This window comes from Streptomyces sp. NPDC043996, assembly GCF_056435225.1.
Genome location: NZ_JBWKEY010000001.1, coordinates 488,513 through 500,911 on the forward strand (window position 1 = coordinate 488,513; position 12,399 = coordinate 500,911).

A 12,399-nucleotide genomic window follows, 5' to 3' on the forward strand; every position below is an offset into this window, starting at 1 on the left:
GTCTGGTTCGCTTGTAGGCATGGAGATTCTCTGGGTCCTGATGGCAGTGCTCATGATCGGGGCGGTGCTCGGGCCGATCCTGCTGCGCAGGCGCGCCGGGATCCGCCAGGTCCACCCGGGCGCCCCGGACGCGGCGGACCCGGCGAACTACGGCTTCGCGCGCCAGGAGGACCTGGACATCCGCATGCCGGGTCCTGACGCCGACCTGGTCGAGGTCCTGGACCTGGTGCAGCGCACCCAGGACTGGCGCGCGGCCTCGCAGCTGCTCGCCGGGACCGAGGTGCACGGGGAGCGGCGCTGGCAGCGCGTGCAGGCCTTCGCGGGCGCGGCCTCGCTGGAGCTCCAGCGGCGCCCCGGCGGCGTCAGCGACACCCCGGGCGGCCAGTGGCTGCGGGTGTGGCGCGCGGAGGCCGAGAAGGACGCGGGCGGGGCGGCCGTGCAGGCCGAGTTCCTGGTGCAGCAGGCGTGGCGCACGTCGACGCCCGGCACGGACGAGTTCCGGATCATCCTGGAGGAGGCCACGGCGGCCTGCGGCCAGGCGGCGCTGCTCTCCCCGGGCGACCCGGTGCCGTACGTCATCGAGCTGTCCATCGCGCGGGGCCTGGCGTATCCGCGCGCGGAGTTCGAGCAGCTGTGGCTGAAGATCCTGGACCGCGCGCCCGCGCACATGGGCGCGCACCTGGCGGCGCTGCACTACTGGTGCGAGAAGTGGCACGGCTCGCGCGCGGAGGCGTTCGCCTTCGCCGAGGCGGCGGCCGCCCGCGCGCCCCGTGGCTCGCTGCTCTCCGCGCTCCCGCTCTTCGCGGTGTACGAGCACCTGCCGGACGTCAACATGGTGCGCGGTTTCTACGAGAGCGAGGTCGTCACCAAGGCCGTCGAGGGCGCCCAGTTCGCGGTGCACTCGGCCCGTCCGGACGATCCGATGCTGGCCCACGTCCGGCACCTCCTGGTCTTCTTCCTGGTGCGCTCCGAGCGCTGGGGCGAGGCCATGAACCAGCTGGTGCACGTCGACGGCCACGTGGGCGCCCTGCCGTGGACGCTGTCCGGCGACCCGGCTGCGGACTACGCGGTCTACCGCGCCCTCGCGGTCGCGGGCTATGAGGCCAACGGCGGCAGCCCGGCCACCCTGCCGCGCTAGCGCGCCCGCGGCGGCCGAGGAATTCCGCCCGGCGGCCGAGCGTTCTTGTCACAGCCGACCACCCGCTCCAGGAGGACCCCGATGATCTTCGGCCGCACGCCTGTGCTCCCGACTCCCGAGGAGGCCCTCAAGGGCCGCGCGACCCCCGAGTTCGAGGTCCCCTCCCGCCACACCGTCCTCGGCAACCCGCTGTCGGGCCCCTACCCCGAGGGCCTGGAGGTCGCCGACTTCGCCCTGGGCTGCTTCTGGGGCGCGGAACGCAAGTTCTGGCAGACCCCCGGCGTCTGGACGACGCTGGTGGGCTACCAGGGCGGTTACACCGAGAACCCCTCCTACGAAGAGGTCTGCTCGGGCCTGACCGGCCACACCGAGGTCGTCCGCGTCGTGTTCGACCCCTCCAAGGTCACGTACGCGCAGCTCCTGAAGGTCTTCTGGGAGTCCCACAACCCGACCCAGGGCTTCCGCCAGGGCAACGACGTGGGCACGCAGTACCGCTCCGCGGTCTACACCCACTCCCCCGTCCAGGAGGAGACCGCCGCCGCCTCCCGCGAGGCCTACCAGCAGGTCCTCACCGGCGCGGGCCTCGGCACGATCACCACGGAGCTGCTGCCCGCACAGGGCCGCGCCTTCTGGCCCGCCGAGCCCTACCACCAGCAGTACCTGGACAAGAACCCCGACGGGTACTGCGGCATCGGCGGCACCGGCGTCGAACTGACCAGCCCCTCCCAGACCAACTGGGGCCGCGCCTGCCCCACAGGCATCGCCCCCGCTCCGGAGACCGCGCCGTAACGCCACCCCCGTAACACCACCCCGTCACACCACTGTGGAGCGACGCCACCGCGTCCACGGGCCCCCGCGGCGATGTCAGTGGCGGCCTCTACCGTTGACGTCGTGGCATTGAGCGACATCAGCGCGGCCGAGGTCCTGAAGGCCGTCGAAGAGTTCGAGCGCGTCGGGCGCGAGGCGTTCCTGGAGCGGTACGGCTTCCAGCCGTCCCGGCGGTATCTGCTGGCCGTCGAGGGCAGGCACTACGACTCGAAGGCCGTCGTCGGCGCCGCCCACGGCCACGCCCCGGGGCGGCGCCCGCTCGCGCCCTCGGAGTTCTCCGGCGGCCGGGACCACGCCGTGAGGCTCCTGAGGGACCTGGGGTTCGAGGTCGTGGACACGCGGAGCCCCGCGCCCGTCTCCGTCGGCTTCCTCGTCGACCGCATCAGCAGGCTGCGCGTCGCCCGCGCCGCGAACGGCCCTCGGCTCTACCAGCCGATCACCCTGCTGTGGGCCGTGAGCCGGGCCCTGCGGGGCGAGCCGCGCACCCTGCCCTGGGAGGAGACGAGCGCCGAGCTCAGCCGTCTGCTGGCCCGGCACGGCCTCCGGGGCGAGCGCCCCCGCCCCGACTACCCCGTCCTGGCGCTGCACAACGCCGGCCTGTGGACGCTCCACGGCGCCACGGAGACGGCCCCGCCCGCCCACGGCGACGCCGAACTGCTCCGCTGGTTCGCCGCGCACCGCCCAGCGAGCGGTCTCCTTGAGCCCGCGTATCACCTCATGGGCACCTCGGGCGAGGCGCGCGTCGCCGTCATCCAGGCCGTCGTCGACCGCTTCTTCGACGGCCTCGACGAGACTCCGCTCCTGGAGGACCTCGGTCTGTACGACGCCTCGGTGGCCGACGACGCGGTCGGCGCGCCCCCGCCCGCACCGGCGGCCGACCCCCTGGTCGCGGCCGCGCAGTACGAGCGGTGGTGCGGCCTCGCCGAGCGGCGGGAGGAGTCCGCGCGCGGGCACCGCCGCCCGCGCGAGACCCAGGACCCCATACGGTCGGCTGCGGCCCGCCGCGCGGTGCTCGGCCGCAGCGGAGGCCGGTGCGAGAACCCGTCCTGCCCCGGACAGCCGGACGACGTGACGGACCGGGGGGATCCGATACTGGAGGTCGACCACGTCGTGGAGATCACGCGCGGCGGCCGCGACCACCCGAGCCAGATGATCGCGCTCTGTCCGAACTGTCACGCCGTCAAGACCCGGGGCAGCACCCGTGAGCGCCTGCGTGAGATCTTTCTCGAGGTGGCGCGGGAGCGGCATCTGTGTGTTGTTTCGTTCTCGTCTGGGGAGTCCGCATGCCCTTCGCCCGCGCCGCCGACGGTGTAACGCTGCACTACGAGACGCGTGGTGCCGGTGAGCCGCTGGTGTTGTTGAGCGGGCAGTCCAACAGTCGGCGGTGGTGGGATCCGGTGGTGGCGGACTTCGCGGCCGGGTTCAGTGTGGTCACGGTCGACTGGCGGGGCACCGGGGAGAGCGATCGGCCGGACACCGACTCGTACAGCACGCGCGGGTTCGCGGACGACGTGGTGGCCGTGCTGGACGACGCGGGGATCGAGCGCGCCCATGTGTACGGCACGTCGATGGGCGGGCGGGTCGCGCAGTGGCTCGCGGCGGAGCATCCGGCGCGGATGGAGCGCCTCGTGCTCGGGTGCACGTCGCCGGGCGCGCCGCACGGCGTGGAGCGCGGGCCCGAGGTGCGGCGGGCGCTCGCGCAGCCGGATCAGGAGGCGGCACAGCGGGCGCTGCGCGAGCTGATGTACACGCCCGCGTGGCTGGCCGCGCGGGCGGCGGCGGGGCGGACGGAGTTCGCCACGCTCGGCGATCCCACGATGCCCGCCCACGCGCGGGGGCGCCATCTGCGGGCCAGCGCCCGGCACGACGCGTGGGACGCGCTGACGCGGATCAAGGCGCCGACGCTCGTGGTGCACGGCGGCGACGACGCCTTCAATCCGGCGGCCAACGCCCCGCTGCTCGCGGGGCGCATCGCGGACGCCCGGATGCGGCTGATCCCGGGCGCCCGGCACGCGTACTTCGAGGAGTTCGCGGACGTGGCCACGCCGTTGGTGCTCGCGTTCCTGCGCGGCGATGCGGCGGCGTAGTCACTCGTCCCCGGAGCCGTAGGGCCTGGTGATGATCTCCAGCTTGTGGCCGTCGGGGTCGTCCCAGTAGACGCCACGGCCGCCGTCGTTCGTGTTGATCTCGTTCTTCCGCGTGTGGAACGGGTCGGCCCAGTAGGTGAGGCCCCGCTCCTGGATGCGGCCGAAGATCTCGTCGAACTCGCTCTCGGAGACGAGGAACGCGTAGTGCTGCGGCACGAACGGCTGGCCGTCGCCCTCGTAGTAGTCGAGCGTGACGCCGTTGGGGATCGTCACCGGGGCGAACGGGCCGTACTGCTCGCCGACTTCGAGCCCCAGCATGTCCGCGAGGAACCGCGCGGACGCGTGCTTGTCGGTGGCGTGGACGATCGTGTGGTTCAGCTCGATGGTCATCGTGCGGACCTCCTGCGCTGTCCGGCCGACTTGCCCGGCCTTGTGGCTGTCTGACCTCTCTGTCTGACAGCCACCACGCTACGTCCGGGCCGCCGCCCCCAACATCGGTCACCGGGTCGGGGGTTGGTGCGCCATGCGGCCTAGGGCGCCGGACCCAGACGGAATCCGGTCAGGGTCGGTCAGGGGTTTTCGGCCGCCGCCCGCATACGGGCGGCCCGCTCCGAGGCGTCGTACCCCGTCGGCACGCCCTCCACGACGATCGCGTCACCGGTGATGTGCCGCAGCCTCAGCGGCAGGATCTCCTGGTACGCGGGCGAGGCGTACCAGGCGTGGACCGCCGCCGTGTCCGGGAAGCCGATGACGACGACGAAGCCGGGCCAGGAGCCCTCCAGGACCTCCACCCGCGCCCCGTGCACCACGAACCGGCCGCCGAAGGGGTCCAGGGTGGCCTGGATGCGGTCGATGTACTCGGTGACGTCGTCCAGGGCGTCGGCGGGGTCGGAGACGGGACGGAAGTGGGCGATGGCGTAGGCGGTCATCGGCTCTCCTCGAAGGGGCGGGCAGGGTGCGCCTTCGATGCTGCGCCGCGCGCCGGGCCGCCGTCGATGACCCGGGAGGTAAGCGCCGCCGAGGGCGGAGCGGCGGCCCGCCCGTACTCAGATCGTCGCGGCGTCGATCACGAAGCGGTAGCGCACGTCGCTGGCGAGCACCCGCTCGTACGCCTCGTTGATCTGGTCGGCGCGGATCAGCTCGATCTCCGCGCCCATCCCGTGCGCCGCGCAGAAGTCCAGCATCTCCTGGGTCTCGCGGATGCCGCCGATGGCGGAGCCCGCGAGGGTCTTGCGGCCGAGCATCAGCGAGAAGACGTTGAGGGAGACGGGCTCCTCGGGGGCGCCGACGTTGACCAGCGCGCCGTCCGACTTCAGCAGGCCCAGGTACCTGTCGAAGGGCAGCGGCGCGGACACCGTGGAGACGATCAGGTCGAAGGCGCCCGTGAGCTGCTCGAACGTGGCGTCGTCGCTGGTCGCGTAGTAGTGCTCGGCCCCCAGCTTCAGGCCGTCGTCCTTCTTCCGCAGGGTCTGCGACAGGACGGTCACCTCGGCACCCATCGCGTACGCGATCTTGACGGCCATGTGGCCGAGGCCGCCGAGCCCGACGACGGCGACCTTCTTGCCGGGGCCCGCGTTCCAGTGCGCGAGCGGGGAGTACGTGGTGATGCCCGCGCACAGCAGCGGCGCGGCCACCTCCAGGGAGAGCCCGTCGGGGATGCGCAGGGTGAAGGCCTCGTCGACGACGATCTGCCGGGAGTAACCGCCGTAGGTGGGCTCGCCGTTCTTGTCGAGCGCGTTGTACGTCTGGATGTTGCCGTGGACGCAGTACTGCTCAAGGCCCGCCCGGCAGGCGTCGCACTCGCGGCAGGAGTCGACCATGCAGCCGACGCCGACGCGGTCGCCGACCTCGAACGCGGTGACGCCGGGGCCGACCTCGGCGACGACGCCGGCGATCTCGTGACCGGGGACCATCGGGAAGATGCCCTCGCCCCAGCCGTCGCGGGCCTGGTGGATGTCGGAGTGGCAGACGCCCGCGTACTTGACGTCGATCAGCACGTCGTGCGCGCCGACGGCGCGGCGCGGGACCGTGGTGCGCTCCAGCGGGGCGCCCGCCTTGGCGGCGGCGTACGCGGGGACCTGCCGGGCTGCGGCGGCCGTGGCCGCGTGGGTGGTGGTCTGCGCGGTGGCCTCTGTGCTCATGGCAGTGGTCTCTGTGCTCATGCCGGTGGTCTCTGTGCTCATGCTTCGAGGCTGTCAGCGGTGCGGACGCTCACCCAGACCTCCGCTGTGCCTACGCACCGTGTGCGTACCACTGGCGGTATCAGGCTCAGCGGCGGCGGAACCGGAATACTGGAACGCATGGACGAGAACGCCACCGCCCATGAAGGCCATGAAGGCCTCGACCGCCGCGCGGAGCTGAGCGAGTTCCTGCGCACCCGCAGGGCCCGGCTGCTCCCCGCCGACGTGGGCCTGCCCAGCTACGGCAGGCACCGGCGGGTGCCTGGCCTGCGCCGGGAGGAGCTGGCACAGCTCGCCGGGGTCTCGGTGGCGTACTACACGCGCCTCGAACAGGGCAACGGCCGCAACGTCTCGGTGGAGGTCCTGGACGCCATCGCGCGGGCCCTGCGGCTGAGCGGCGCGGAGCACGCGCACCTCACGCACCTCGCGAAGCCCACCGCCCACAAGAAGAAGCGGGTCCCGCGGACCCAGCAGCTGCGCCCTGCGATGCAGCAGCTCCTCGACGCGATGGACGGCGTACCGGCATACGTCGTCGGGCGGCGCTCGGACATCCTCGGCTGGAACCGGATGGCCCTCGCGCTGTTCGGGGACTGGGCGGGCCTGCCGCGCGAGGAGCGGAACTGGGCGCGCCTGGTGTTCCTCGACGAGGCCATGCGGGAGCTGTTCGCGGACACCTGGGACCAGAAGGCGTCGGACATCGTGAGCTTCCTGCGGATGGACGCGGGCTGCTATCCGAACGATCCGCTGCTCTCCGCCCTTGTCGGGGAGCTGTCCGTGAAGAGCGAGGAGTTCCGGCGGCTGTGGGCGACGCATGACGTGCGCGAGAAGACGCACGGGGTGAAGCGGTTGCGGCATCCGGTGGTGGGGGAGCTCGTGCTCTGCTTCGAGAACCTGCGGCTCAGTGACGGCAGTGAGCAGAGCCTCGTCACGTACCACGCGGAGCCCGCGTCCGCCTCGGCGGAGGCGCTGCGCCTGCTGGCCAGCTGGAGCGCCGAGCCCCCGACCCGGGTGCCGTGACCCTGCCGGGGCCCTGCCGGGGGCTCCTCCCCCACCCCGCCCCTTCCCGAAACCATGGGGCTCCGCCCCCTGGACCCCCATATCGCCGCTCCGCGGCTCGTCCTCAAACGCCGGACGGGCTGAAACCTAGGGCTGGTACGGCGGCGCCGCCCCCCACGTCCACGCCGGCACCGGCTGCTCCGTGGGGCGGGCCGCGTCGGGGCCGGAGAAGTAGACGGCCAGGCGCGTGCCCCACTCGACGTACGCGACGAACGCCGAGCGGAACTCCGCGTCCGTCGGCAGCCCCGCCTCGTCCGCCGCGTCCTGGATGAGGTTCACCCAGCGCCGCCGCTGCGGCTCGGTGATGCCCTTGCCCAGGTGCTTGGCCACCATGTGGGCGTGCGCGCCGGAGCCGTCGGGGCCGCCGTGCGCCCGGGAGTAGGCGGCGGGCCCGCCGAAGACCTCCGCGAGCCACTGCGCGACATGGCGCGCATGCTCGGGCGCGAGGCCCGCGAAGACGGGGGCGAGGAGGTCGTCGGCGAGGACCTTCTCGTAGAAGACCTCCGTGAGGCGCTCGAAGCGCTCGGCGCCGCCCGCCCACGCGTACAGCGTCGGGGTGGAGGAGCCGGAGCCGCGCACGGCCGTCGGGGTGTAGTGCCGCATCTCCTCGATGTGCTCGACGAAGGGGCGGACGTACGCGAAGAACTCCTTGAAGTGCTCCGAGCCGCGGAAGCCCTCCAGGTGGTCCTTGGTCGACGTCCAGGTGACGCGCAGGATGAAGTGCTCGAAGTCCTCCTCGCAGCGGGTGAGTTCGTAGTCGACGCACTCGGGCGCGGCGGCAAGGGGCGCGGCGGCGCGGGTGTACGCGGACAGGAACTCCGCGGCGCGGTCCTCGGGCACGCGGTAGCGGACGTACTCGACGGTGTGGGCGGGGCTCGCGCTCATGGCGTACCGGTTTCCTCGTGTGCGGCGTCACGGCCGGGGGCCGCCGCGCCCCAGTCCCAGAGGGCCTGGAGCACCGGACCGAGATCCCTGCCGTGCGGGGTGAGTTGATAGGTCACGGTGGGCGGCCAGCCCGGGGTGCGCGTGCGCCGGACGACCCCGGCGGCGCGCAGCTGTGCCAGCCGCTCCGCAAGCACTTTGTCGGACAACTGTGGGAGCGCGGCGGCGAGTTCGCTGTACGCGTACACGTCACCCCCGAGCAGCTCGCGCACCACGAGCGTCGTCCAGCGGCCCCGCAGCGCCGCGAGGGCGACCTCGACGGGGCAGTCGGGGCTCGGCGCGGGCACGCGGGCGCGCGGGTCGTCGGGAAGGCCGGGCGGCGGCGGGGGTGCCTGCCTTACCGTTCGGTGAGCCACGGGGACGCCTCCTACTGTGCCGTTCATGAGCACTTTCATCCTGCCCCAGCGCCCCGAGGACGTCCCGTCGGCCTTCGCCGAGCGGTTCAACAGCGGCGACGCCGACGCCGTGCGCGAGCTGTACGAGACCGACGCCGCCTTCGTCCCCGCCTCCGGCGTCCCCGTTCTCGGGGCGGCCGCCATCGCCGCCCAGAACGCCCCCTTCCTCGCCCTTGGCCTGCCGATCTCGGTGGCGCCCCGGCACGTCCACGTCGCGGGCGACATCGCCCTGCTGATCGTGGACTGGGAGATCGGGGGCGAGGTGCGCGCGACGGCCACGGACGTGGCGAGGCGCGGCGCCGACGGGTACTGGCGATATGTGATCGACAGTCCGTTCGGCACCGCGCCTCAGAGTGACCCGGCGGTCAGCGGCTAGCGGCCGAGCAGCTCACAGCTGGCCGCTGTGCCGCCCGCGGCTCACTTTCCGTAGTACGCGTTGTAGATCGACAGCGTGGACTTGTTGCCCTTCTTGTCGCTGACCTTGGCGTGGAAGGAGATGGCCTTGCCCGCGGCCGGGTTCTTCACCGAGATCTTGCCGTTCTTGACGTCGACCGGCTCCCAGTTGCGCCCGTAGTCGTAGCTGACCCAGACGGCCAGGGACTTGAGGTTCGCACCGGCGGCCGCGCCCTGCACGGTCACGGGGATGGACTGCTTCTTGTCGGCGGGCGCCCGGCTGTCGAGTCCGACGGCCGCGTTGAAGCGCACGCTGGACACCGGCAGCTTGGTCTCCGCCGTGGTCTTCTTGGAGCGGAAGCTGAAGCTCGCGTCGATCCGCGTGGAGGCCGCGGCCACCGCGACGCTCCGCTTGACGGACGTCGACAGCTGGTACTGGGCGTCCCCGGCCGGCACCTTGAAGGGCGTGCCGGTCAACGGGTCGGTGTTCTCACCGATCTGGGTGCCGTTGTGCTTCAGGACGGTCTTCACCGAGGTGTACGTGGAGCTGCCCGCGTGCGTCTTGCCGTCGGCGAACAGCGGCAGGATGCCCGCGATCTCGTTGCGCTCGCGGAAGACGCCGAGCTCGCCGCCGACACGCGGCCCGAAGACGGCCGTGTTGAACGTCTTCTCGTACGTCTTGCCCGCGGTGAAGGCCTGCGCGGCACCCAGGCTGTACAAGGCGTCGGTGACCGGGAAGCCGTCCTCGCCGACGCCGCCCAGCTGCCGGAACTGCAGTGACCACTTGACCTTGTCGGCCGTGGACACATGCAGGGTGCGGGTGCCGGGCGCCTTCTGCGGCACGCCGAGCCCGAAGCCGAAGCCGACGTCGGGCAGCTCGGCGAACGCGGTCACCGTGCCCTTCTTGCCGCTGGAGGAGGCGCCGAGGCCGACCTTCACGGTGGCGAGTTCCGCGTCCTTGTAGTGCTTGGTGTAGCCGGTGGCGAACTGCTTGGTCTTGCCGCCGGACACCACGTCGTACTCGGTCTTCTCGCCCTTGGTGAAGCGGGCGTCGAAGGACTGCCGCAGCGAGCCGTCGGTGACCTTCGGGCCGATGTGCCCGGTGCGGAACCCGGCGAAGCTGTCCAGGAGCCAGCCGGAGCCGAACCCGGAGTCGTCGTTGACGATCTCGTAGACTGGCGCCGCGAGGGCGGACTTCGCGTCGGCGGCGGGCACGGTGATGTCGACCGGCTTGGCGGTGCGCGCGTCCACCGTCACCGTCGTGTCCTTGGTGACGTTCAGCTTCGGCTGGACCACCCAGTCCGCGCCCTTGCCGAGGTCCTCCGGGTCGACGAAGACCCCGGAGTCAAGCGCGTAACCGCCCTTGGGCACGCGGACCTTGGCGGTGCCGGACGGGTCGTAGACGTCGAAGTCACGGTCCGCGGTGGCCTTGGAGGTGCCGAACAGGGAGGTGCCGTAGTCCTTGGTCGGCTGGCCGTCGCGGCCGAGGTGCTTGACGGTCACGTCGTACGACTCGACCTCGCGGTCGACCGCGGCGGCGGTGCGCACGGACTGGCCGCCGCCGGTCGCCGTGACATACGCGGAGTACGCGCCGTCGAGGGTGCCGCCGAGGCGGGTGTCGCTGGTCAGGTCGACGGAGGCGGTGCCGCCCGCGGGGACGGTGACCTTCTTGGCGGCGAGCTTGAAGAACCCGGCGGGCGCCGGGTTGCCCTTGGGGTCGCTCGCCTTCAGGGCCAGGTCGAGGGTGACCGCGGCGGTGCCGAGGTTGCGGTAGGTGACCTTCTTGGTGGCGGGCTTGTCGTCGGCGTGCGGCCACACCTGCGTGTCGAAGCTCACCGACACCGGGTCGGCGATGACGGTCTGCTTGATGGCCTTGTCGACGGCGATGCGGCCCGAACCCTGCTGGAACGGCGTGTACTTGCCGGGCTTGGTGGACGCGGTCAGGGCGCCCTTGAGCTCGGTGTGCTTCCAGTTCGGGTGCTGCTGCTTGAGCAGCGCGGCGGCGCCCGCGACGTGCGGGGTCGCCATCGACGTACCGGAGATCGTCAGATAGCCCTCGGGCTTCTGGCCGACCTCCTTCTCGATCTCGCTGCCCGGTGCCGCGGCCGCGGTGATGTCCACGCCCGGCGCGGTCACGTCCGGCTTGATGGCGCCGTCGCCGATGCGCGGGCCCTGGCTGGAGAAGTCCGCGAGCTTGTCCTTGTCGTCGACCGCGCCGACGGTCAGGGCCTCGTCCGCGCTGCCCGGGGAGCCGACCGAGGCGGGCGACCCGTCGTTGCCCGCCGCGATCGCGAAGAGGACGCCCTTCTCCTTGGAGACCTTGTTGACGGCGGCCTCCAGCGGGTCGACGCCCGGGGTGTCGCCGCCGCCGAGGCTGAGGTTCAGCACGTCGGCGCCCTCGGCGACGGCCCAGTCGATGCCCGCGATGATGCCGGAGTCGTCGCCGGAGCCCTCGTCGCCGAGGACCTTGCCGTTGAGGACCTTCGCCTCCGGAGCGACGCCCTTGTAGGCGCCGTTCTTGGCCCCCGTGCCCGCGGCGATGGACGCGACGTGCGTGCCGTGGCCGACGCGGTCCTTGGTGTCGGGCGACGGGGTGAAGTTCTTCGCCCCGACGACCTGCTCCTTGAGGTCGGGGTGGGTGGCGTCGACGCCGGTGTCCAGGACGGCGATCTTCACGCCCTTGCCCTTGTACCCGGCCTCCCACGCCTTCGGCGTGCCGATCTGCTTGACGCTCTTGTCGAGGCTCGCCCTGCGGGTGCCGTCGAGCCAGACGCGGCTGATGCCGGAGGCGGTGGTGCGGAACGCCCCGCGCTCCTCGCCGTCGGTGAGCGCCTGCCACAGCTTCGTCGCGTCCCGCTTCGGGGTGAGCACGGCGTCGGCGTTGAGGGTCTTGAGGGCGTGGCGGAGCTTGGTGCCGCCAGCGTCCCGCACCTCGGCCCTGGCCTGCGCCGCCGCGCCCTGATAGGCGACGATGACCTTCAGGCCCTGCTTCTGGGAGTCGCGGCTGGCCTTCTGGCTCAACTCGGTGACGTCGAAGAGCCGCTGGTCGAGCTTGCCGCTGGAGATCAGGCGCTGCGCGTCCGCCGGGACGACGAGCGTGTGCCCGTCGCGCTGGCTGGTCCGCACGGGGATGCCCGCACGCCCCTTCGCGGGGTCGAACGCGGTGACGCGCCCCTTGGCGTCGACCGTGACGCGGTCCCCGGTGAGCAGCGTGATGTGGTGGCCGCCCGGCGCCTTGACGGCGTCGCGCTCGGCACCGATCGCGGTGGCGGGCCCCGCCTGCGCCGGGGTGGTCATGCCCGCCGCGAGGGCCACGGCCGCGGCGGCCGCTACCGTGGCCGCGCCCGCACGCCGTACCGATATCGGTCTTTTCGCTTTCC

The 12,399-nt window shown here is 72.3% G+C and carries 12 protein-coding genes; 6 read left to right on the forward strand and 6 right to left on the reverse strand.

Annotation, left to right across the window (positions count from 1 at the left end; all coding sequences use genetic code 11):
- The first annotated feature begins 19 nt into the window (after positions 1-19).
- From AC07A4_RS02140 to AC07A4_RS02155, 4 genes are all read left to right on the forward strand, one after another.
- The gene (locus AC07A4_RS02140; RefSeq protein ID WP_478591697.1) at positions 20-1,138 is read left to right on the forward strand and encodes a hypothetical protein; all 1,119 of its coding nucleotides are present in this window, start codon (positions 20-22) and stop codon (positions 1,136-1,138) included.
- Between the two features lie 81 nt (positions 1,139-1,219).
- Complete coding sequence (gene msrA, locus AC07A4_RS02145) at positions 1,220-1,927, forward strand: peptide-methionine (S)-S-oxide reductase MsrA (protein ID WP_478591700.1); 708 nt, start codon at positions 1,220-1,222, stop codon at positions 1,925-1,927.
- Positions 1,928-2,029: 102 nt separating this feature from the next.
- Positions 2,030-3,280 carry a phosphorothioated DNA-binding restriction endonuclease family protein gene (locus AC07A4_RS02150; protein ID WP_478591701.1) on the forward strand — a complete coding sequence of 417 codons (1,251 nt, stop codon included), beginning with the start codon at positions 2,030-2,032 and terminating at the stop codon, positions 3,278-3,280.
- Entirely contained in the window at positions 3,250-4,053 is an 804-nt protein-coding gene (locus AC07A4_RS02155; RefSeq protein ID WP_478591704.1) for an alpha/beta fold hydrolase, read from the forward strand. Before AC07A4_RS02150 ends, AC07A4_RS02155 begins: the two co-directional genes overlap by 31 nt.
- On the opposite strand, the gene AC07A4_RS02160 is transcribed toward AC07A4_RS02155, so the two are convergent.
- From AC07A4_RS02160 to AC07A4_RS02170, 3 genes are all read right to left on the reverse strand, one after another.
- Positions 4,054-4,443 (reverse strand): VOC family protein, encoded by a 390-nt coding sequence (locus AC07A4_RS02160; protein WP_478591707.1) that lies wholly within the window; start codon positions 4,441-4,443, stop codon positions 4,054-4,056.
- Positions 4,444-4,622: 179 nt separating this feature from the next.
- Positions 4,623-4,982, reverse strand: a complete 360-nt coding sequence (locus AC07A4_RS02165) for a DUF1330 domain-containing protein (RefSeq protein WP_478591709.1) — start codon at positions 4,980-4,982, stop codon at positions 4,623-4,625.
- A 117-nt stretch (positions 4,983-5,099) separates the two neighbouring features.
- Positions 5,100-6,194 (reverse strand): NAD(P)-dependent alcohol dehydrogenase, encoded by a 1,095-nt coding sequence (locus AC07A4_RS02170; RefSeq protein WP_478592851.1) that lies wholly within the window; start codon positions 6,192-6,194, stop codon positions 5,100-5,102.
- A gap of 159 nt (positions 6,195-6,353) precedes the next feature.
- Here AC07A4_RS02170 and AC07A4_RS02175 point away from each other — a divergent pair, with 159 nt between their 5' ends.
- A complete protein-coding gene (locus AC07A4_RS02175) occupies positions 6,354-7,250 on the forward strand; it encodes a helix-turn-helix domain-containing protein (RefSeq protein ID WP_478591712.1) in 897 nt (298 codons plus the stop codon).
- A 126-nt stretch (positions 7,251-7,376) separates the two neighbouring features.
- Here AC07A4_RS02175 and AC07A4_RS02180 read toward each other — a convergent pair whose 3' ends face one another.
- The gene (locus AC07A4_RS02180; RefSeq protein WP_478591714.1) at positions 7,377-8,174 is read right to left on the reverse strand and encodes a globin domain-containing protein; all 798 of its coding nucleotides are present in this window, start codon (positions 8,172-8,174) and stop codon (positions 7,377-7,379) included.
- Entirely contained in the window at positions 8,171-8,587 is a 417-nt protein-coding gene (locus AC07A4_RS02185) for a winged helix-turn-helix transcriptional regulator (protein WP_478591717.1), read from the reverse strand. Before AC07A4_RS02185 ends, AC07A4_RS02180 begins: the two co-directional genes overlap by 4 nt.
- Before the next feature lie 25 nt (positions 8,588-8,612).
- Between AC07A4_RS02185 and AC07A4_RS02190 the strand changes: the two genes are divergently transcribed.
- The gene (locus tag AC07A4_RS02190) at positions 8,613-9,002 is read left to right on the forward strand and encodes a YybH family protein (protein ID WP_478591719.1); all 390 of its coding nucleotides are present in this window, start codon (positions 8,613-8,615) and stop codon (positions 9,000-9,002) included.
- A 41-nt stretch (positions 9,003-9,043) separates the two neighbouring features.
- On the opposite strand, the gene AC07A4_RS02195 is transcribed toward AC07A4_RS02190, so the two are convergent.
- Positions 9,044-12,316, reverse strand: coding sequence for a S8 family peptidase (locus tag AC07A4_RS02195; protein WP_478591722.1), 3,273 nt, complete (start codon positions 12,314-12,316; stop codon positions 9,044-9,046).
- Positions 12,317-12,399: the final 83 nt, after the last annotated feature.